This is a genomic window from Streptomyces scopuliridis, assembly GCF_042790125.1.
GTDB classification, from domain to species: Bacteria; Actinomycetota; Actinomycetes; order Streptomycetales; family Streptomycetaceae; genus Streptomyces; species Streptomyces scopuliridis_A.
Window position 1 is genome coordinate 1 of record NZ_JBHTZS010000049.1, and the last position, 20,997, is coordinate 20,997.

A 20,997-nucleotide genomic window follows, 5' to 3' on the forward strand; every position below is an offset into this window, starting at 1 on the left:
GGGACGATTCCGTGCCGGGCCCCACCGCTTCCGGCGTTGACGTACGTCCGGGCTTCCCGGCCTACTTCTTGCGGCCGCGCTTCTCGCGCACCCGTACGGAGATATGGATCGGGGTGCCCTCGAAGCCGAACTCCTCGCGCAGCCGGCGCTCCACGAAGCGCCGGTAGCCGGCCTCGATGAAGCCCGAGGCGAAGAGCACGAAGCGCGGCGGCTTCGTGCCCGCCTGCGTACCGAACAGGATGCGGGGCTGCTTGCCGCCCCGGACCGGGTGCGGATGCGCGGCGACCAGCTCGCCCAGGAACGCGTTGAGCCGGCCCGTCGGAACCCGGGTCTCCCAGCCCGCGAGGGCCGTCTCGATCGCCGGGACCAGCTTCTCCATATGGCGGCCGGTGCGCGCCGAGACATTCACCCGGGGGGCCCAGGCGACCTGTGCCAGCTCCGTCTCGATCTCCCGCTCCAGGTAGTAGCGGCGCTCCTCGTCGAGGGTGTCCCACTTGTTGTACGCGATGACCAGGGCGCGGCCCGCCTCGACGGCCATCGTGATGATCCGCTGGTCCTGGACGCTGATGGACTCGCTGGTGTCGATCAGTACGACCGCCACCTCGGCCTTCTCGACGGCGGCGGCGGTACGCAGCGAGGCGTAGTAGTCCGCGCCCTCCTGGAGATGGACCCGGCGCCGGATACCGGCGGTGTCGATGAACTTCCAGACGACGCCGCCCAGTTCGATCAGCTCGTCGACCGGGTCACGGGTGGTGCCCGCGATCTCGTTGACGACGACGCGGTCCTGGCCCGCGACCTTGTTCAGCAGGGACGACTTGCCGACGTTCGGGCGGCCGATGAGCGCGATACGGCGGGGGCCGCCGAGGGCGGTGCCGAACGTCTGCGCCGGGGCCTCGGGCAGCGCTTCGAGCACCGCGTCGAGCATGTCGCCGGTGCCCCGGCCGTGCAGCGAGGAGACCGGGTGGGGCTCGCCGAGCCCGAGCGACCAGAGGGCCGTGGCGTCGGCCTCGCCGCTCGGGCCGTCGACCTTGTTGGCGCAGAGCACGACGGGCTTGCCCGCCTTGCGCAGCAGCCGGACCACGGCCGTGTCGGTGTCGGTCGCGCCGACCGTGGAGTCCACGACGAAGACGACCGCGTCGGCCGCCTCGATCGCGTACTCGGCCTGGGCGGCGACGGAGGCGTCGATACCGAGGACGTCCTGCTCCCAGCCGCCGGTGTCGACGATCTTGAAGCGGCGGCCCGCCCACTCGGCCTCGTAGGTGACCCGGTCGCGGGTGACCCCGGGCTTGTCCTCGACGACCGCCTCACGGCGGCCGATGATCCGGTTCACGAGAGTGGATTTGCCGACATTCGGGCGGCCGACGACGGCGAGGACGGGCAGCGGGCCATGACCGGCCTCACCGATCGCGCCCTCCACCTCCTCGGGCTCGAACCCCTCCTGAGCGGCAAGCTCCATGAAGTCCGCGTACTCGGCATCGCCGAGCTCTCCGTGCTCGTCGGCGGAGTCGATCTGGTCGTTCATGAAGTCCGTACCTCGTTCATCGTGATCGGTGCGCCGCGGTACGCGGTGCACTACTCAAGTACTCAAGTGTCCGCTAGCGCCCGGTCAGGCGCCTCGCGTTTTCCAGGTGGACGGTCAGCCGCTCCTGGATGCGCGCGGTGGCGTCGTCCAGCGCCTTGCGGGTGCGCCGCCCGGTGCCGTCCCCCGCCTCGAAGGCGTCGCCGAAGACGACGTCCACGCGGCTGCGCAGCGGGGGCAGCGCCCGTATCAGCCGGCCCCGGCGCTCCGTACTGCCCAGGACCGCCACCGGCACGATCGGCGCGCCGGACCGTACGGCGAAGTACGCCAGCCCGGCGCGCAGTGAGGCGAAGTCTCCCTCGCCCCGGGTGCCCTCGGGGAATATCCCCAGCACCCCGCCGTCCCTGAGCACCCCGAGCGCGTCGGTGATCGCGGCGCGGTCGGCGACCGTACGGTCCACCTTCAGCTGCCCGATGGCCCGCAGGAACGGGTCGAGCGGGCCGATGAACGCTTCCTTCTTGATCAGGAAGTGCACCGGCCGGGGCGCGGTGCCCATCAGCATCGGGCCGTCGATGTTGTGCGCGTGGTTGACGGCGAGGATGACGGGGCCGCTCGCCGGGACCCGCCACGCGCCCAGCACCCGCGGCCTCCACAGGCCGTACATCAGCCCGATGCCGATGCCGCGCCCGACCGCCGCGCCCTTCTCCGAGACCGGGGCCGGGGCCGCGTCCTTCGGGGACGTGGCTCCGGCCGCCGGTGCCGACGGTGTGCTCACCGCGCGGCCCGCTTCTCCTCGACCAGGGTCACGACACACTCGATGACCTGCTGGAGCGTGAGATCCGTGGTGTCCACCTCGACCGCGTCGCCGGCCTTCGCGAGCGGGGACGTCTTACGGCCGGAGTCGGCCGCGTCCCGCTTGGCCAGGGCGTCCTTGGTGGCGGCGACATCGGTCGCCTCCTTGCCCTTCAGCTCACCGCTGCGCCGGGCGGCGCGCGCCTCCGGGGACGCGGTGAGGAAGATCTTGAGGTCGGCGTCCGGCAGCACGGTCGTACCGATGTCGCGGCCCTCGACCACGATCCCGTTCGCGGCCGACGCGGCGATGGAGCGCTGGAGCTCGGTGACGACGGTCCGTACCTCGGGAACGGCGCTGACCGCGCTCACCTTGGAGGTGACCTCCTGGGTACGGATCGGCCCGGAGGCGTCCGCCCCGTCCACGGTGATCGTGGGGGCGGCCGGGTCGGTCCCGGAGAGCAGTACGGGCTTGCCCGCGGCGGTCGCGATGGCGGCGGGGTCCGCGACGTCGACACCGTTGGTGATCATCCACCAGGTCATCGCGCGGTACTGCGCGCCGGTGTCCAGGTAGCTCAGACCGAGCTGGGTGGCCACGGCCTTGGAGGTGCTCGACTTGCCCGTGCCGGAGGGCCCGTCGATGGCGACGATCACTGCGGCCGGTGCGGTCCGGGCGGGGGTTGCTCCGTTGTCCACGGGGGTCGGACACCTTCCTGGTTCAAGGGGGTCGATGTGCGGGGACGCACAGACGCCCCCGCACAAGGTTACCGAGTGTTCAGGACCCCTCATGCACCCGTTCGGCGGGACGCGGACCAACCCGCGGGACCACCCACGCCGGACCGCTGCCGGACCGTGCCGGACCGCTACCGGGCCACCGCCGGACTACTGCCGGATCGACCAGCCGCGTTCCCGCAGGGCCGCCGAGAGCACCGGAGCCGCCGACGGCACCACCATCAGCTGCACCAGACCCGCCTGCTGCCCGGTCGCGTGCTCGATCCGTACGTCCTCCACATTGACCCCGGCGCGGCCCGCGTCCGCGAAGATCCGGGCCAGCTCGCCCGGCTGGTCGCTGATGAGCACGGCCACGATCTCGTACGTCGCGGGGGCCGCGCCGTGCTTGCCGGGCACCCGTACCCGTCCCGCGTTGCCGCGCCGCAGGACGTCCTCGATGCCGGCGGCCCCGCCGCGCCGCTGGTCCGCGTCCGAGGACTGGAGCGCCCGCAGCGCCTCGACCGTCTCCCCGAGGTCGGCGGCGACCCCGGCCAGTACGTCGGCGACCGGGCCGGGGTTGGCGGAGAGGATCTCGACCCACATCCCGGGGTCGGAGGCCGCGATCCGGGTGACATCGCGGATGCCCTGGCCGCAGAGGCGTACGGCCGTCTCGTCGGCCTCCTCCAGCCGGGCGGCGACCATCGACGAGATCAGCTGCGGGGTGTGCGAGACGAGGGCGACGGCGCGGTCGTGCGCGTCGGCGTCCATCACCACCGGCACGGCGCGGCACAGCGCGACCAGTTCCAGGGCGAGATTGAGCACCTCGGTGTCGGTGTCGCGGGTCGGGGTCAGCACCCAGGGGCGCCCCTCGAAGAGCTCGGCGGTCGCGGCCAGCGGCCCCGAGCGCTCCTTGCCGGCCATGGGGTGCGTACCGATGTACGCGGTGAGATCGAGGCCGAGCGCCTCCAGCTCGCGACGGGGGCCGCCCTTGACGCTGGCCACGTCCAGGTAGCCGCGGGCCACGCCGTCGCGCATCGCCGCGGAGAGCGTGGCGGCGACATGCGTGGGCGGTACGGCGATGATCGCGAGGTCGACGGGGCCCTCGGGCGCCTCGTCCGTCCCCGCGCCGAGCGCGGCGGCGGTCCTGGCGCGCGAGGGGTCGTGGTCGCTGAGATGGACGGTGACCCCGCGGCCGGCCAGGGCCAGCGCCGCCGAGGTGCCGATCAGGCCCGTACCGATGACGACGGCGGTTCTCACTGGGCGATGTCCTTGCGGAGGGCGGCGGCGGCGCCGAGGTAGACGTGCGCGATCTCGGACTTGGGGAGGTCGGACTCGATATGGGCGAGGATACGGACGACGCGCGGCAGGGCGCCCGCGATGTCCAGTTCCTGGGCGCAGATCAGGGGGACGTCGACGATGCCGAGCCCGCGGGCCGCGGCGGCCGGGAAGTCGCTGTGCAGATCGGGCGTGGCAGTGAACCAGACGCTGATCAGATCGTCCGCGGTGAGCGCGTTGCGTTCCAGGATCGCGGTGAGGAGCTGCCTGACCTGGTCGTCCATGTGCCCGGCTTCGTCCCGCTCCAGCTGGACCGCTCCGCGGACCGCTCGTACCGCCACGACGTTCTCCTCAGTGATCGACTGCTCGTCCCAGGGTACGGAGAGAAATGCCCGCGAACGCGGCGGGGCGCCGCCGTACCCTCTCCTCCATGACCTCGCCGGAAGCGCTCGTCCGTGAACACACCGTCTACGCGTGTGTGATGGGCTCGCGCGCCTTCGGACTGGCGACGGAGGGGAGCGACACCGACCGGCGCGGTGTCTTCCTCGCCCCGGCCCCCCTCTTCTGGCGCTTCGAGAAGCCGCCGGCGCATGTCGAGGGCCCGGCCGCGGAGCAGTTCTCCTGGGAGCTGGAGCGCTTCTGCCACCTCGCCCTGCGGACCAACCCCAATGTCCTGGAGTGCCTGCACTCCCCGCTCGTGGAGCGGATCGACGACACCGGCCGTGAACTGCTCGCCCTGCGCCACGCGTTCCTGTCCCGCCGCGCGCACCGGACCTTCGCCCGCTACGCCGAGGGCCGGCGCAAGAAGCTGGGCTCCCCCCTGCCGCCCGAGCCGGTCCACGCGCGCGTCGAGGACTTCCTCATCCGCGCACGCCGCGCCTCGGCGCTCTGACGAGCGAGCCGAGGACGGGGCGGCTCAGGAATCCCAGAGCGCGCCCAGCGTCATCAGCTCGCCGTGGTACTCGATCCGCTCCGCCCACTCCTGGGGCCACGCGCCCGCGCCCAGGTGCGCGCCCGCGAACGCGCCCGTCAGGCAGGCGAGGGAGTCGGAGTCGCCCCTCGTGCAGGCCGCGCGGCGCAGGGCGGTGACCGGGTCCTGGGGGAAGAGGAGGAAGCAGAGCAGACCCGTGGCGAGGGCTTCCTCGGCGATCCAGCCGTCCCCGGTGGCCAGACAGGGGTCGGTCTCCGGGGAGGGTGTGCGCAGGGCCTCCTGGAGGCGTTCCAGGGCTGCCAGGCACTCGTCCCAGCCCCGGGCGATGAAAGTCTCGGGGGTCGGGTCGCCGACGAGGGTCCAGAGGTCGCCGAGCCAGCGGTGGTAGTAGTGCTCGCGGTTCTCGTACGCGTACGAGCGCAGCTGGCCCACCAGCCCCTGCGGCTCGCCGCCGTGGGCCAGCAGATAGACCGCGCGGGCCGTCAGATCGGAGGCGGCGAGCGCCGTCGGATGGCCGTGGGTGAGCGCCGCCTGCAACTGCGCGGCGCCGGCGCGCTGTTCGTCGCTGAGGCCGGGGACGAGCCCGATCGGCGCGACCCGCATATTGGCGCCGCAGCCCTTGGAGCCGGTCCGGCTGGCCCGCTGCCAGGGGCGGTCGCTGTCGAGGAGCTTGCAGGCGGTCATGCAGGTGGCGCCGGGGGCGCGGTTGTTGTCCGGGGAGTGGTACCAGCTGACGAACTCGTCGCGCACCGGCCGCTCCAGCCGCAGCGGACCGAGCACGCCCCGGTCCATCGCGGTCCTGATCCCGCGCGCGAACGCCAGCGTCATCTGGGTGTCGTCCGTGACGAACGCGGGCTCCGGCAGCGCCATCTCCCGCCAGGGGCCGCACTTGGCCAGGATCGACGGCACATCGTTGAACTCGGTGGGAAAGCCCAGCGCGTCACCGAGCGCGAGCCCGATCAACGAGCCCGTGGCGGCCTGTTTGGTCAGGCCCCTCGCGATGATCATGTCTTCCGTCCTTCCGGTCGCAGCAGAGGTGGGTGCAGCGTGGTGGCGGGGCCCGCGCGGTACAGCGCGGCCGGTTTCCCCCGGCCACCCGTCCGGCGCGGCGGCCCCTCCAGCGCCTGGACGAACCCGGGCGTGGTGAGGACCTTGCGCCGGAAGTTGGGGCGGTCGAGCGCCACGCCCCAGACGGTCTCGTACACCTGCCGCAGCTCCCCGAGCGTGAACTCGGGCGGGCAGAAGGCCGTGGCGAGACAGGTGTATTCGAGCTTGGCGCCGACCCGGTCGTAGGCGTCGGCGAGGATGTGCTCGTGGTCGAAGGCGAGCGGCCCGCGGGCGCCGAACTCCACCCACCGGGCGCGGGCCGCGTCCCCGCCGCCGCGCGGCTCGGGCAGATCGGGGACGAGCGCGGCGTACGCCACGGACACCACCCGCATCCTGGGGTCGCGGTCCGGATCGCTGTAGGTACGCAGCTGTTCCAGATGGAGCGCGCCCGCGCTCCGCGCCAACAGACCGGTCTCCTCGGCGAGTTCGCGGCGGGCGGCCTGTCCGGCGGACTCCCTGGGCCGTACGAAGCCGCCGGGCAGCGCCCAGCCGCCCCGGTACGGTTCCTCGCCCCGCTCGACGAGGAGTACGTGCAGCCGGCCCAGGCGCACGGTGAAGACGGCGAGATCGACGGTGACCGCGAACGGCTCGAAGGCGGCGGGATCGTAGCCCCGCGGCACACGCCGTCCCCGGTTCGTCATGGCCACCCCACTCCTGTTCACGCTGAACGGTCACGCTTGACGGTCACGCTTAATGGTCAGGTTGACTATAAAGGCGAACTCGCCCTCCGTACAAGGGAGAAGCCCGCGGCCATACGGCCGCGGGCTTCGCGATGTCCGGCGTGTCCCGGAGTCCGGCGTATCCCCGGCGGGACGCCGCGAGCGGGTTACAGACCGACTTCCTTCATCAGCATGCCGACCTCGGTGTTGGTGAGGCGGCGCAGCCAGCCGGACTTCTGGTCGCCCAGCGGGATCGGGCCGAAGGACGTGCGGACGAGCCGGTCGACCGGGAAGCCCGCCTCGGCGAGCATCCGGCGGACGATGTGCTTACGGCCCTCGTGGAGAGTGACCTCCACCAGGTAGTTCTTGCCCGTGTTCTCGACGACCCGGAAGTGGTCGGCCTTGGCGTAGCCGTCGTCCAGCTGGATGCCGTCCTTCAGCCGCTTGCCCAGATCGCGCGGCAGCGGGCCCTGGATCGCGGCGAGATAGATCTTCTTGACGCCGTACTTGGGGTGCGTGAGGCGGTGGGCCAGCTCACCGTGGTTGGTGAGCAGGATGATGCCCTCGGTCTCGGTGTCGAGCCGGCCGACATGGAAGAGCCGGGTCTCGCGGTTGGTGACGTAGTCGCCGAGGTTCTGGCGCCCGTCGGGGTCCCCCATCGTGGAGACGACCCCGGCCGGCTTGTTCAGCGCGAAGAAGAGATGCGACTGCGCGGCGACCGTGAGCCCGTCGACCTTGATCTCGTCGCGGTCCGGGTTCACGCGCATGCCCTGTTCGAGGACGATCTCGCCGTTCACCTCGACCCTGGCCTGCTCGATCAGCTCCTCGCACGCCCGGCGCGAGCCCATGCCGGCGCGGGCGAGGATCTTCTGCAGCCGCTCGCCCTCCTGCTCGGCGCCCGGGTTGGTCCTGGGCGTCTTGACCGAGGGCCGGTCCGCGTACCGGTCGCGGTTGCGCTGCTCGATCTTGGCGTCCAGCTCGCGCGGACGGGACGGCGCACCGCGCCGCGGCCCGCCGCGGCCACCGCTCTGCGAAGGCTTGGGACCGCCCTTGGCACCGCCGCGGGCCGCCGCTCCCCGGGCCCCGCCCTGACGGGAGCCCCCGCCGGAGGCGCCGCCCGCGGAACCGCCGGAACCGCCGGAACGGCGCGCGCCGGCGGGTGCCCCGGACGCGCCGGAACCACCGGTGGGACCCGAGCGGCCGACGTCGTAACGGCGCTCCTCGGGACGGGGTCGGGACGGCCGCTTCCGCTCGTCGTCACGCCCGCCGCCGGCTCCCCGGTTGTCCCGGTCGCCGCCGCCGCTCCCGCCTCCGCCGCTCCTGTTGCCGCTTCCGCTGTTCCTGCCGCTGCTTCGCATCAAAGTTCCGTCTTGTCGTCTGCGTCGGTATCCGGTGCGTCCGGATCGAACGACGGAACGCCTTCCTGGCTCTCGGCCTCGATCGCGTCCGCCTCGGGAAGGAAGGGCGCGAGTTCCGGGAGCTCGTCCAGGCCCCGCAGGCCCATCCGCTCCAAAAAGTAGTTCGTCGTCCTGTACAGGATCGCACCTGTTTCGGGTTCCGCGCCCGCCTCCTCCACCAGCCCGCGCTGGAGCAGGGTCCGCATGACACCGTCACAGTTCACTCCGCGCACCGCCGAGACCCGCGAACGGCTCACCGGCTGGCGGTACGCGACGACCGCCAGCGTCTCCAGCGCCGCCTGGGTGAGCCGGGCCTGCTGGCCGTCGAGCACGAACGCCTCCACGGCCTCCGCGTACTCGGGCCGGGTGTAGAAGCGCCAGCCGCCGGCGATCAGCCGCAGCTCGAAGCCACGGCGCTGCACGCTGTACTCGTCGGCCAGTTCGCGCAGCGCGTCGGCGACGGCCCGCCGGGGGCGGTCGAGGACCTTGGCGAGATGTTCCTCGGTGGCGGGCTCGTCGACGACCATGAGGACCGCCTCCAGCGCGGGCTTGAGGTCCAGCTCCGCGACCGTACTAGCCGCCCGCTCCCTCGCCTGCTCCCGCTCCCGCTCGCTCACGCCGTCACCCTCTTCTTCTCGTCCGTTCCGCCGGCCTGCTTCCCGTCCGTCTCGCCGGCCGGCCCGGACTCACGGTCGAACTCGTCCGTCACGGCGGCCTCCACATCACCGTCCCCGCCCGTCCAGCGGACCATGAGCGCGCCGAGCGCCTCCTCCTGGTCCAGGGCGACGGCACGCTCCCGGTAGAGCTCCAGCAGCGCCAGGAAGCGCGCCACGACGGTGAGGGTGTCCGCGGCGTCCTCGGTGAGCGCCAGGAAGCTGATCTCGCCGTGCTCCCGCAGCCGCGCGACGACGATCCCCGCCTGTTCCCGCACCGACACCAGCGGCGCGTGGATGTGCTCCACGTACACCTGGGGCCTGGGCTTCGGCTGCATCGCCTTCACGGCGAGCCTCGCGAACCCCTCGGGCCCGATGCTGATGACGACCTCGGGGAGCAGCGCGGCGTGGTGCGGCTCCAGTCCGACGGTACGGGGATAGCGCCGGGCCTCGGTGTCCAGGCGCTCGCTGAAGATCTCCGCGACCTGTTTGTACGCGCGGTACTGGAGGAGCCGCGCGAAGAGCAGGTCCCGCGCTTCGAGCAGCGCGAGATCGGCCTCGTCCTCGACCTCGGCGGCGGGCAGCAGCCGGGCGGCCTTCAGATCCAGCAGGGTCGCCGCGACGACCAGGAACTCGGTGGTCTGGTCGAGGTCCCAGTCCGGCCCCATGGCGCGGATGTGGGCCATGAACTCGTCGGTGACCTTCGACAGCGCGACCTCGGTCACATCCAGCTTGTGCTTGGAGATGAGCTGGAGCAGCAGGTCGAAGGGGCCCTCGAAGTTCACCAGCCGTACGGTGAACCGCCCGTCACCGGGAGCGGCCTCGGGCGCGGACGCCGGCTCCGGCACAGCAGCGGGCTCGGGCACCGGCTCGGGCTCCGGCATGGGCGCGGGCTCCACCACAGGCTCGGGTACGGGAGCGGGCGCGGGAACAGCGGGCTCCACCACGGGCTCGGGCGCCGACGCCCCTGGCCCGCGGCCCAGAGTGCGGCGGGACGGGCGGTGGAGACCGGGGGGCGGGGGCATCGGGGTCCTGGGGGCGGGAGCGGAGTGGCGGCCCGCGCAGGCTATCTTCAGCGCCCGCGCAGGCGCCGTACGAGGATGCTCGCGTCGCCGCGCGATTCGAGGTCGGCGAGGACCACGGCGACGGCCTCGCGGACGATCCGCCCGCGGTCCACGGCGAGTCCGTGCTCACCGCGCAGCACGAGCCGCGCGTGTTCGAGGTCCATCAGTTCCTCGGCCGAGACATAGACCGTGATCTTCTCGTCGTGCCGTTCGCGTCCGCTGGGGCGGCGGTTGGCGCCACGTCCCCGGCGGCGCTGCTGCCCGTTCTGCGGCCCGGCGGCCTGCGCCTGGCCCTGACCCTGCCCCTGGCCCGCGGAGGACGCGGAAGCGGCCTCCTGCGGCCGTCGCCCCTTCACCGCGGAGGCGGCCTGCTCGGCGTCGGCGGTCCGGCTCCGGGGCGGCTCCGGGGCGCCCGTACCGGCGGCGGGGTGCTCCTCCACCGCGGTGGAGGAGGCGGAGGCGGCGGCAGCGCCCGCCTGTTCACCGGACGGATCACTCTCGCCCGCCGGAGCTGGCACCCGGGGCTCGCCGTTGGCGTTCCTGCGCCGGTCCGCCGGGGAGGAGGACTGCAGCGCCATGCCCCCGGTCGTACGGAACAGCTCGTCGGCCCCGGGCAGACTCACTCGGCGTGACACCGGGCGAGCACCTCCCTGGCGAGCTGGCGATACGCGGCGGCGCCGACGGAGTTCGAGGCGTACGTGGTGATCGGCTCACCGGCCACCGTGGTCTCCGGGAAGCGTACGGTCCGCCCGATCACCGTGTGGTAGACGTGATCGTCGAAGGCCTCGACCACGCGGGCGAGGACCTCACGGCTGTGCACCGTACGGGAGTCGTACATCGTGGCGAGGATGCCGTCGAGCTCCAGCTCGGGGTTGAGCCGTTCCTGGACCTTCTCGATGGTCTCCGTCAGCAGCGCCACCCCGCGCAGCGCGAAGAACTCGCACTCCAGCGGCACGATCACCTTGTGCGCGGCGGTCAGCGCGTTCACGGTCAGCAGACCGAGCGAGGGCTGGCAGTCGATCACGATGTAGTCGTAGTCCTGCATCAGCGGCTTCAACGCCCGCTGGAGCGTGGACTCGCGCGCGACCTCGCTCACCAACTGCACTTCCGCGGCCGAGAGATCGATATTGCTCGGCAGCAGGTCCATGTTGGGCACGGCGGTCTTCAGCAGCACCTCGTCGGCCGCCATGCCCCGCTCCATGAGCAGGTTGTAGACGGTGAGGTCCAGCTCCATCGGGTTCACACCGAGACCGACCGACAGGGCTCCCTGCGGGTCGAAGTCGACGAGCAGCACACGCCGGCCGTACTCCGCGAGCGCGGCACCCAGGTTGATGGTCGACGTCGTCTTGCCGACGCCGCCCTTCTGGTTGCACATCGCGATGATCTTCGCGGGGCCGTGGTCGGTGAGCGGGCCCGGGATCGGGAAGTACGGCAGGGGACGCCCGGTCGGGCCGATCCGCTCGCGACGCTGGCGGGCGGCGTCGGGGGCGAGGGTGGCCGCGTACTCGGGGTCGGGCTCGTACTCGGCGTCGGGGTCGTAGAAGTGCCCCTCGGGCACTTCGTCGTAGTCGGCGAATGGAGTGGACTCTCGGCCACCCTCGTTGCCGGCCATGGCGTTCACGTGTTGGCCGTCCATCATCTGGTGGGCTGTCGTCATGTGCTGGTGGGTGGCGAAGGTGCGGACCGCTACGGAGCCGACAGCCTTGAGCCCGGACGACGGGCTCTGGCTCCTCACAGGCATTCCTGGTTGACCACCCCCGGGAGTAAATGTCGACTCATTCACAAGTCGTCTTACCTCCTTGGACGGGACCAGGAAACTTATCGATAGGTCAGCGTGGCACCATGCCGACGGTTGGCGACTCTATGGCGTGTCACCGCTTCGCAGCAACACAATCCGCCGGACCCGGCCCGATGTGTCGGCAACGGAACACCTCGCTGTCAAGGGCGCACAAGCCTCTCACCAAGGCATGCCCGGCATGTTTCGCCGACGCGCGAAACGGTTGAAAGCATTACGTTCGAGGCGTGTTGACCCGCCGTTCGGCGACCACCGGACACGCGTACGGCCGGACCTCGCTGCGCAAGATCCGGCCGTTGGCGCGATGTTGACGAAGCGCGTTGACACATCAGCCCAGAAGCGCGGCCAATTCGGCGTGATCCAGCCCATGGGCCTCGGCGACCTCGCGGTAAATCACCTGGCCCTCATGGGTGTTGAGCCCCCTGGCGAGGGCCGGGTCCCGGCGCAGCGCGTCCAGCCAGCCGCGGTTCGCGAGCTCCACGATGTACGGCAGCGTGGCGTTGGTCAGCGCGTACGTGGAGGTGTGCGGAACGGCTCCCGGCATGTTGGCCACGCAGTAGAAGACCGAGTCGTGGACCTGGAACGTCGGCTCGGCGTGCGTCGTCGGCCGCGAATCCTCGAAGCAGCCGCCCTGATCAATCGCAATGTCGACAAGTACACTTCCGGGCTTCATCTTGGCGACGAGCTCGTTCGTGACCAGCTTCGGCGCCTTCGCGCCCGGGATCAGAACGGCCCCGACGACGAGGTCCGCCTCGACGACCGCCTTCTCCAGTTCGAAGGCGTTGGAGACGATGGTCTGGACCTTCGTGCCGAAGATCCTGTCGGCCTCGCGCAGCTTGTTGATGTCCCGGTCGAGCAGCGTCACATGGAAGCCCATGCCGACGGCGATCTGCGTGGCGTTCCAGCCCGAGACACCACCGCCGATGACGACGGCCCGGCCGGCCGCCGTACCGGGCACGCCGCCCGGCAGCACGCCCCGGCCGCCGGCCGAGCGCATCAGGTGGTACGCGCCGACCTGCGGCGCCAGCCGGCCCGCGACCTCGGACATCGGCGCGAGCAGCGGCAGCGCGCGGTTCGCGGTCTCGACGGTCTCGTACGCGATGGCGGTGGTGCCGGAGTCCAGCAGGGCGTCGGTGCACGCGCGGGAGGCGGCGAGATGCAGATACGTGAAGAGCGTCTGGCCCTTGCGCAGCCGGTGGTACTCCTCGGCGACCGGCTCCTTGACCTTCAGCAGCAGATCGGCGGCGGCCCAGACCTCGTCGGCGGTGGCCAGTATCCGGGCGCCGGCCGCGCCGAACTCCTCGTCCGTGATCGAGGAGCCGGCGCCGGCGTTCCGCTCGATGACGACCTGGTGACCCTGGCGTACCAGCTCATGGACGCCGGCCGGGGTGATGGCCACCCGGAACTCGTTGTTCTTGACCTCGCGGGGGATACCGATCAACACGGCAGATCACGGTCCTTGGCTCAGGGGATGTCCGGGGGATGTCCAGGGGCGATCCCATACATACCCGGGCACGCGTGGTGCACGGGCAGACGCCGCGGGGGGTGCGGCGTAGCCAGTTTAATGAAGGATTTGTCGGTGTCTAGCCTTGCAAAGCATCAATCCCCAGCCGAAGCGCTACGGATTTCGTAGGTGTTTTCCCTCCGTTTCCAGCAGACGATCGGCCGTGGCCCGGTGCAGCCTCGCCGCGGTCGGGTCGCCGAGCCGGTCCAGGGTGTCGGCCAGCCTGAGCTGAAGCGCGGCCTGGAGCCGTTCGTCCCCGGCCAGCCGCGCCCACTCGACCGCCTCCTGGCAGGTGCGCAGCGACTCCTGCGGCCGGCCCGCGTACTCCTGGACCCGGGCCGCCTCGCTCAACGCCCGTGCCTGACCCGGGAGATCGCGCAGCCTGCGGTAGCCCGCGACGGCGGCCCGCCAGTTGCGCAGCGCCTCGCCGTACAGCCCCGCGTAGGTGAAGACGGTGCCGAGGCGGCCGTAGAGCCGGGCCTCGTCGGCGCGCTCGCCCCGGCTCAGCCGCTGGGCGAGCGCCCTGCCGTACCAGTCGGCGGCCCGCTGCCAGTCCCGCAGATCCTGGTAGGCACCGCCTACGGATTCCATCGCGCGGCCGGTCGCGTAGAGATCGTTCGCGGTCCTTCCGGCGTCCAGCGCGGCGCGGTAGCGGGTCAGCGCGTCCTGCGTACGGCCGGTCCGGGCGTCCAGATCGCCGATGTTCAGCAGCGCGGCGGCCTGCTCGCGGTGCAGCTCGCGCCGCTCGGCGATATCGAGCACCAGCTGATGGAGCCCGTACAGCTCGGGCGCCGCCGCCTCGGTGCCCCGGTGCGCGGCCAGCGCCCTGACCAGCGCGGCCACCAGCCGCCTGGCCAGCGTGTCCAGCTCACCGTCGGCGACCGCGAGCCGGGCGGAGGCCAGCAGCGCGGGCTGTCGCGCGGACAGCCAGCCGGCCGCCGCCGCGGCGTTCGGGAAGCGCAGCGCGCGGGGCAGCGCGGCCAGCTTCTTGCGGGCCGGGGAGCCGTCGGGCTCGGTGACGGCGCGGCAGGACTGGAGCAGCCGCACGCTCCGCTCCAGCATCCGCGCGCGGGCGAGCTGCACCTCGGCGGGCCGGTCGTGCTCCTCCATGACGGCGCGCAGCAGCGGGACCAGACAGCCGGGCACCTCGTACTGCTCGGCGTCGACCACCCGGAGCAGCCCCCGGGCGGCGAAGTCGTCCAGCGTGGTCCTGGCGGCCGAGACCGAACAGCCGGCCAGCGCGGACGCGGTGTGGGCGTCGGCGAGACCCGCGGGCGCGAGGGCGAGCAGTCGCAGTATCCGGGCGGCGGGCGAGGGCAGGGTCTCGTAGACGAGATGGAAGGCGCGCGCGAGCGGCCGGTCACCGACGGGCCGCTCCCAGTCGTGGGGCAGGGCCCGCAGCTGTTTGGTCACATCGGCGACGGACGCGGTGGGCCGGGCGGCGAGCCAGCCGCCGGCCAGTACGAGCGCGGAGGGCTGGCCGCCGCACTCCTCGGCGAGCGATTCCGCGGCCTGCGGATCGACGGTGATCCGGACGGCGCCGGTGAACCGGCCGAGCAGCTCGATGGCGGCCTTGGTGTCCATCCCGCCGAGCGTGCACGGACGGACGTCGGGGATCCCGGTCAGCGGACCCTGCGCGACCGCGACCACCAGGCAGCCGGGGTTGTCGGGCACCAGCGGGTCGACCTGCTCGGCGTCGACGGCGTCGTCGAGGAGCAGCAGCACCCGCCGCGCGGAGAGCGCCTCGCGCACCATCTCGGACAGCTCGTCCTCGCCCGCGCCGGGCGGAGTGGCGAGGCCGAACGCGTTGAGGATCTCGCGCGCGGTGCGCTCGGTGGGCACCGGCTCACCGCCGGGCTCGGTGAGGCGGGTCCGTACGACACCGTCCGGATAGCCGCCGCGCAGCTGCCGGGTCAGCTCCTCGGCCAGCGCGGTACGGCCCGAGCCGGGCCGGCCCGCGATCAGCAGCACCCGGGCGCGCGGCTCCTTGCGGCCGGAGAGCGTGTTGAGCCCGGCCCGCTCGATGTCACCGCGCAGCGCCTTGAGTTCGCGCTGTCTGCCGAAGAACACCCGCTCGTCGGACGGCGGTTTCGCGGGGCCCGTCCGGCCGGAGGGGGACGGCCCGACCGGCGGCGTGAGATCCGCAGGGGTTACGGCAGGCTCGGCGGGGATGACCGGGGCGAGACAGCCGGCTCCGGGTCCCGACGGCAGAGCGTCCGGCCCCGACGGCGGATCCCCGGGCCCGGACCGCGCGGCGCTGTCCCCGGGCCCGGCCTCTCCGGTGGCCGGACCGGCGGACGTGTCGGAGCCGTCCGCCGGGTCCGACGCCTCCGCGCGGGTGCCCTCGCGCACCGTCCGCCGCGCCTCACCACGCTCCGTCACGGCGTCCGGCTCCGGCCTCGCCGTACCGCTCGCGTCCACGGCGTCGGCCGCGTCCCCGGGACCCTCCGGGATACTCACCCGGGCCGTACCTCCCGCCCCGGAACCCGCCGCCGGCCGCTCCTCGGCGGCCGACGCGGAACGGCTCCGCCGCTGGTCCGACGGCCCGTCAGTCTCGTTCGTTCCGGGGGCGGTTGGCTTCCCGCTTCGAATGCCGCCGCGCTTTCTCCCGGCGCCCGGACGGCCGGAGCCACTCACATCCACCGCCTGATCCGTCACGGGCCACGCTCCGTCCGCCTGCGCACGAGCCGAGCCCGGCGGGTCTCCGCACGGGCGGTACGAGCGTAGTTCACTCTCAGCGACGAGAACGGTGGAGCGTGGCCGATATGTCCCCCAATCGGATCAGCATTTTTTCAGACTGGAGAATCACCGGACACCCGGAGCGCGGAGACCTCGCTCAGGATTCGAACGGGCGCGCGGGCCAGGGCGCCTCGGCCGGCCGCAGCGACTCGATACCGTCGCCCGCCAGCGCGGCGGTGAGCGCGAGCACCCCCACCGCCAGGCAGTTGTTGTGCAGTTCGCCGGCGAGCACACCCCGTACCAGCTCCGCCGTCTCCACCCGGGCCAGCTCCATGTCCGCCTCCTCCTCGGAGACTTCGAAGCGCTCGCCCTCCGCCTCCGACAGACCGCGGGCGAGGAAGATCCGTACCGCCTCGTCGCAGCCGCCCGGCGTGGTGTAGACGTCCGTCAGCACCCGCCAGTCCTCGGCCTTGACGTGCGCTTCCTCGTACAGCTCGCGCTGGGCGGCGTGCAGCGGATTCTCGCCCGGCACATCGAGCAGACCGGCCGGGATCTCCCAGAGCTTCTGGCGGACGGGGTGCCGGTACTGGCGCAGTACGAGGACCCGGCCCGCGTCGTCGAGCGCCAGGATCGCCACGGATCCGGGGTGGACCTGGTAGTCGCGCGACACGACCGTACCGTCGGGCATGACCACTTCATCCGTACGGACACTGGTCTTGTTGCCGCGGAAAGGCGTCGAGGTCGCGGTGATCCGCCACTCCTCGGGGGCGTCCTTGATCGTCATGAAAGTCCTCCCACACAGTGGCGCACAAGCGGAAACCGGGGCACAGATCCCGAAAGACCCGTGCCCCGGCTCCCACCGTATCGCTTGGAGAACCGCTCAGGACTGGGCGGCCACCGGCTCCACCGGCGTCCGCCGTCCGCCCTGGTCCGCGCCCGCGCGCGCGGCCTGCCGGCGCTCCACCGCGGCCTTCACCAGCCCGGCGAAGAGCGGATGCGGCCGGGTCGGCCGGGACCGCAGCTCGGGGTGGGCCTGGGTGGCGACCAGATAGGGGTGCGTGGTGCGCGCGTACTCGACGTACTCGACCAGCTTGTTGTCCGGGGACGTGCCCGAGAAGACCAGCCCGGCCTTCTTCTCCAGCTCCGCGCGGTACGCGTTGTTGACCTCGTAGCGGTGGCGGTGGCGCTCCTCCACATACGGCTGGTCGTCATAGACCTCGCGCACGATCGAGCCCTCGGCGAGCTTCGCCGGGTAGAGCCCGAGCCGCATCGTGCCGCCCAGGTCTCCGGCGCCCTCCACATAGGCGAGCTGCTCCTCCATCGTGGAGATCACCGGGTGGGCGGTGCCGGAGTCGAACTCCGTGGAGTTGGCGTCGGGGATCCCGGCGACATTGCGCGCGGCCTCGATGACGATGCACTGCAGGCCCAGACAGAGCCCCAGCAGCGGGACCTTGTGCTCCCTCGCGTACTGGATGGCACCGACCTTGCCGGTGACCCCGCGCTCGCCGAAGCCGCCGGGGATCAGGATCCCGTCGACGTCGGCCAGCTGCCTGGCGGCGCCGGCCGGGGTCTTGCAGTCGTCCGAGGTGACCCACTTGACCTTGACGCGCGCCCTGTTCGCGAAGCCGCCGGCACGGATCGCCTCGGTCACCGAGAGATAGGCGTCCGGGAGGTCGATGTACTTGCCGACCAGCGCGACGGTGACCTCGTGGTCGGGGTTGTGGACGCGGTCCAGCAGATCGTCCCAGACCGTCCAGTCCACATCGCGGAACGGGAGATCCAGCTTGCGTACGACATAGGCGTCCAGGCCCTCGGTGTGCAGCACCTTGGGGATGTCGTAGATCGACTTGGCGTCCACGCACGCGACCACGGCCGCCTCGTCGACATCGCACATCAGCGAGATCTTGCGCTTGATCGCGGTCGGTACGTCGCGGTCGGCCCGGAGCACGATCGCGTCCGGCTGGATACCGATGTTGCGCAGGGCCGCGACCGAGTGCTGGGTGGGCTTGGTCTTCAGCTCGCCGGAGGGACCGATGTACGGCAGCAGCGAGATGTGCACGACGAAGACGTTGTCGCGGCCGACCTCGTGGCGGACCTGGCGGACGGTCTCCAGGAACGGCAGCGACTCGATGTCGCCGACCGTGCCGCCGACCTCCGTGATGACGACATCGACGTCATCGGCCGCCATGCGCCGGATGCGGTGCTTGATCTCGTTGGTGATGTGCGGAATGACCTGGACCGTGTCGCCCAGGTACTCGCCGCGCCGCTCCTTCGCGATGACCTGCGAGTAGACCTGGCCGGTGGTGACATTGGCCGAGCCGTCGAGGTCCACATCGAGGAAGCGCTCGTAGTGGCCGATGTCCAGGTCGGTCTCGGCTCCGTCGTTGGTGACGAACACCTCACCGTGCTGGAACGGGTTCATCGTGCCCGGGTCGACGTTCAGATACGGGTCGAGCTTCTGCATGGTGACCCGCAGGCCACGCGCCTTGAGCAGCGCGCCCAGACTGGAGGCGGTCAGGCCCTTGCCGAGGGAGGAGGCAACACCCCCGGTGACGAAGATGTGCTTGGTCGTCGAGGATGTCGTGGATCGGTTCGGCATGGCCAAGAGGGGGCTCCCGTGGTCGCGGTCTGAGGTGCGTGCCGGTGTCCCGGTCGAAGACTGGAGGGACTTCCGTCGCTGCGGGTACGGGGCCCCATCACGTCACAGGGAGTCCACCGGTCCACGGGCTACCAGGGTATCAGCGCTGGAGGGAGGGTGCTTCCGGCCACGCGCCGTCATCCGCATCCGATGAGCCATTCCCCCGAGTCAGCCTTTTTCCCCACAGTCACCCTTGGCCCACCCGTTCGGCGGACCGATGTTGCCGGGACCGTGGCGCAGAGCCCCGTCGTGCGTCGTATCCTGCTCAAACATTCGCTGCCGAGTCCGGCCGGCATCGGCACCATCCCCGCCCGATTTCCCGGAAATAGAGCTCGTCAACGACCCTTGACCGAAGTACGCGCCCCACGGGGCGGACATGGCCGTTCGACTGGAGATGCACGTGGCCGGGCGCATCGAGGATTACGCACTCATCGGAGACATGCAGACCGCCGCCCTGGTCTGCCGGGACGGCACAGTCGACTGGCTGTGCCTGCCCCGCTTCGACTCGCATGCCGCGTTCGCGGCTCTGCTCGGCACCGATGAGCATGGTTTCTGGCGGCTGGGACCCGCGCACCCGGCGGGTTCCGCGCCGCCGCGGGCCACTCGGCGCCGCTACCGCGGAGACTCACTGATTCTCGAATCGGAGTGGGACACCCCCCGCGGCACCGTGAGAGTGACCGATTTCATGCCGCCGCGTGACGGCGCTCCGCAGGTGATCCGGATCGTGGAGGGCATCAGCGGACGCGTGCCGATGCGGTCCGCGCTGCGGATGCGGTTCAGTTACGGGCGGGTCGTGCCGTGGGTGCACAAGGTGGACAACCGCACGGTCGCCGTCGCGGGACCCGACTCGGTCTGGCTGGATACGGACGCCGAGACGTACGGCAAGGACCTCACGACGTACTCCGACTTCACGGTGGCGCCGGGCGACCGGATCGCGTTCACGATCAGCTGGCAGCCCTCGCACCGGCAGCCGCCCGCGCTCCCCGACCCCGAGGGTTCGCTGGAGGCGACCTCCGACTTCTGGCGTGAATGGGTCGAGCACTGCACGTACCACGGCCCCTACCGGGAAGCGGTGGTCCGTTCGCTGATCACGCTGAAGGCGCTGACCTACGCGCCGACGGGCGGGATCGTGGCGGCGCCGACGACCTCGTTGCCGGAGGAGATCGGCGGCGTACGGAACTGGGACTACCGCTACACCTGGCTGCGCGACGCGGCGATCACGCTCTCCTCGCTGCTGCGCACCGGCTACCGCGAGGAGGCCCGCGCCTGGCGCGAGTGGCTGCTGCGCGCGGTCGCCGGCGACCCGGAGAATCTGCAGATCATGTACGGGATCGCGGGCGAGCGCGAACTCGGCGAGGCGGAGCTGGACTGGCTGCCCGGCTATGAGGGCTCGGGCCCGGTCCGGGTCGGCAACGGCGCCGCGCATCAGCTCCAGCTGGATGTGTACGGCGAGGTCACCGAAGCGCTGCATCTGGCGCATATGACCGGTCTGGCCCGTAATGACTACGCCTCGGTGCTCCAGCTCAAGCTGATCCAGTATCTGGAGAAGCACTGGGACCAGCCGGACGAGGGCATCTGGGAGGTGCGCGGTCCGCGCCGGCACTTCGTGCACTCGAAGGTGATGGCCTGGGTCGCGGTCGACCGCACGATCAAGCTGATCGAGTCGGGCGACGCCGACGGGCCGCTGGAGCGCTGGCGCGAGATGCGGGACGACATCCACCGCGATGTCTGCGAGAAGGGGTACGACAAGGAACGGAACACCTTCACGCAGTCGTACGGCTCCAAGGAGCTGGACGCGTCGCTGCTGCTCATTCCGCAGATGGGCTTCCTGCCGCCGGACGACAAGCGGGTCATCGGCACGATCGAGGCGATCCAGCGGGAGCTGTCCACGGAGGACGGCTTCGTGATGCGGTACCCGACCTCGGGCGAGGAAGCCGGGGTGGACGGTCTGGAGGGCGACGAGGGCGCGTTCCTGGCCTGCTCGTTCTGGCTCGCCGACGATCTCGCGATGATCGGGCGGGTGGACGAGGCCAGGAAGCTCTTCGAGAAGCTGCTCGCGCTCCGTAACGATCTGGGGCTGCTGGCCGAGGAGTGGGACTCCCGGCTCCAGCGCCAGGTGGGGAACTTCCCGCAGGCGTTCAGCCATGTCCCGCTGATCGACACGGCGCTGAGGCTGACGGCCTCGGGGGCGTACGGCGGCTGACGCCCGCGTACGGGGCCGGGTGGCTCCCGCGGTCCTGCTGGCTCCGGGGCCCGGACGACGGTGGTGCATCCGC

The 20,997-nt window shown here is 71.6% G+C and carries 17 protein-coding genes and 1 pseudogene; 2 read left to right on the plus strand and 16 right to left on the minus strand.

What is annotated here, in order from left to right; all coding sequences use genetic code 11:
• Window positions 1-61: 61 nt before the first annotated feature.
• The 5 genes from der to aroH all read right to left on the minus strand — a co-directional run bounded on the left by der (window position 62) and on the right by aroH (window position 4,635).
• Entirely contained in the window at window positions 62-1,522 is a 1,461-nt protein-coding gene (gene der, locus ACFRKB_RS37105) for a ribosome biogenesis GTPase Der (RefSeq protein ID WP_365977651.1), read from the minus strand.
• 73 nt (window positions 1,523-1,595) lie between these two features.
• Window positions 1,596-2,333 carry a lysophospholipid acyltransferase family protein gene (locus ACFRKB_RS37110; RefSeq protein WP_383111014.1) on the minus strand — a complete coding sequence of 246 codons (738 nt, stop codon included), beginning with the start codon at window positions 2,331-2,333 and terminating at the stop codon, window positions 1,596-1,598.
• Entirely contained in the window at window positions 2,291-3,004 is a 714-nt protein-coding gene (gene cmk, locus ACFRKB_RS37115) for a (d)CMP kinase (RefSeq protein ID WP_383111015.1), read from the minus strand. Before cmk ends, ACFRKB_RS37110 begins: the two co-directional genes overlap by 43 nt.
• Before the next feature lie 186 nt (window positions 3,005-3,190).
• Window positions 3,191-4,276 carry a prephenate dehydrogenase gene (locus ACFRKB_RS37120; protein ID WP_383111016.1) on the minus strand — a complete coding sequence of 362 codons (1,086 nt, stop codon included), beginning with the start codon at window positions 4,274-4,276 and terminating at the stop codon, window positions 3,191-3,193.
• On the minus strand, window positions 4,273-4,635 hold the full coding sequence (aroH, locus tag ACFRKB_RS37125; protein WP_365977648.1) for a chorismate mutase: 363 nt from the start codon (window positions 4,633-4,635) through the stop codon (window positions 4,273-4,275). The genes ACFRKB_RS37120 and aroH overlap by 4 nt, the downstream gene beginning before the upstream one ends.
• An 89-nt stretch (window positions 4,636-4,724) precedes the next feature.
• Between aroH and ACFRKB_RS37130 the strand changes: the two genes are divergently transcribed.
• Window positions 4,725-5,186, plus strand: a complete 462-nt coding sequence (locus ACFRKB_RS37130) for a nucleotidyltransferase domain-containing protein (protein WP_383111017.1) — start codon at window positions 4,725-4,727, stop codon at window positions 5,184-5,186.
• 24 nt (window positions 5,187-5,210) lie between these two features.
• Here ACFRKB_RS37130 and ACFRKB_RS37135 read toward each other — a convergent pair whose 3' ends face one another.
• From ACFRKB_RS37135 to ACFRKB_RS37185, 11 genes and pseudogenes are all read right to left on the minus strand, one after another.
• Window positions 5,211-6,233, minus strand: coding sequence for an ADP-ribosylglycohydrolase family protein (locus ACFRKB_RS37135; protein ID WP_383111018.1), 1,023 nt, complete (start codon window positions 6,231-6,233; stop codon window positions 5,211-5,213).
• Complete coding sequence (locus ACFRKB_RS37140; RefSeq protein ID WP_383111019.1) at window positions 6,230-6,973, minus strand: NUDIX hydrolase; 744 nt, start codon at window positions 6,971-6,973, stop codon at window positions 6,230-6,232. Before ACFRKB_RS37140 ends, ACFRKB_RS37135 begins: the two co-directional genes overlap by 4 nt.
• 185 nt (window positions 6,974-7,158) lie before the next feature.
• Window positions 7,159-8,349 carry a pseudouridine synthase gene (locus ACFRKB_RS37145; RefSeq protein ID WP_383111020.1) on the minus strand — a complete coding sequence of 397 codons (1,191 nt, stop codon included), beginning with the start codon at window positions 8,347-8,349 and terminating at the stop codon, window positions 7,159-7,161.
• The gene (gene scpB / locus ACFRKB_RS37150; RefSeq protein WP_376585423.1) at window positions 8,349-8,915 is read right to left on the minus strand and encodes an SMC-Scp complex subunit ScpB; all 567 of its coding nucleotides are present in this window, start codon (window positions 8,913-8,915) and stop codon (window positions 8,349-8,351) included. Before scpB ends, ACFRKB_RS37145 begins: the two co-directional genes overlap by 1 nt.
• Window positions 8,916-9,001: 86 nt before the next feature.
• Window positions 9,002-10,066, minus strand: coding sequence for a segregation and condensation protein A (locus ACFRKB_RS37155; RefSeq protein WP_383111021.1), 1,065 nt, complete (start codon window positions 10,064-10,066; stop codon window positions 9,002-9,004).
• Between the two features lie 47 nt (window positions 10,067-10,113).
• Window positions 10,114-10,728, minus strand: coding sequence for a hypothetical protein (locus tag ACFRKB_RS37160; RefSeq protein ID WP_383111035.1), 615 nt, complete (start codon window positions 10,726-10,728; stop codon window positions 10,114-10,116).
• Window positions 10,725-11,846, minus strand: a complete 1,122-nt coding sequence (locus tag ACFRKB_RS37165) for a ParA family protein (RefSeq protein WP_030354916.1) — start codon at window positions 11,844-11,846, stop codon at window positions 10,725-10,727. Before ACFRKB_RS37165 ends, ACFRKB_RS37160 begins: the two co-directional genes overlap by 4 nt.
• A 382-nt stretch (window positions 11,847-12,228) precedes the next feature.
• Window positions 12,229-13,344, minus strand: a complete 1,116-nt coding sequence (gene ald, locus ACFRKB_RS37170; protein ID WP_383111022.1) for an alanine dehydrogenase — start codon at window positions 13,342-13,344, stop codon at window positions 12,229-12,231.
• A gap of 155 nt (window positions 13,345-13,499) precedes the next feature.
• A pseudogene (locus tag ACFRKB_RS37175) lies at window positions 13,500-15,474 on the minus strand (tetratricopeptide repeat protein).
• 766 nt (window positions 15,475-16,240) lie between these two features.
• A complete protein-coding gene (locus ACFRKB_RS37180; RefSeq protein ID WP_383111023.1) occupies window positions 16,241-16,867 on the minus strand; it encodes an NUDIX domain-containing protein in 627 nt (208 codons plus the stop codon).
• A gap of 96 nt (window positions 16,868-16,963) precedes the next feature.
• The gene (locus ACFRKB_RS37185; RefSeq protein ID WP_376585407.1) at window positions 16,964-18,682 is read right to left on the minus strand and encodes a CTP synthase; all 1,719 of its coding nucleotides are present in this window, start codon (window positions 18,680-18,682) and stop codon (window positions 16,964-16,966) included.
• Window positions 18,683-19,097: 415 nt separating this feature from the next.
• On the opposite strand from ACFRKB_RS37185, the gene ACFRKB_RS37190 reads away from it, so the two are divergent.
• Window positions 19,098-20,924 carry a glycoside hydrolase family 15 protein gene (locus ACFRKB_RS37190; RefSeq protein ID WP_383111024.1) on the plus strand — a complete coding sequence of 609 codons (1,827 nt, stop codon included), beginning with the start codon at window positions 19,098-19,100 and terminating at the stop codon, window positions 20,922-20,924.
• Window positions 20,925-20,997: the final 73 nt, after the last annotated feature.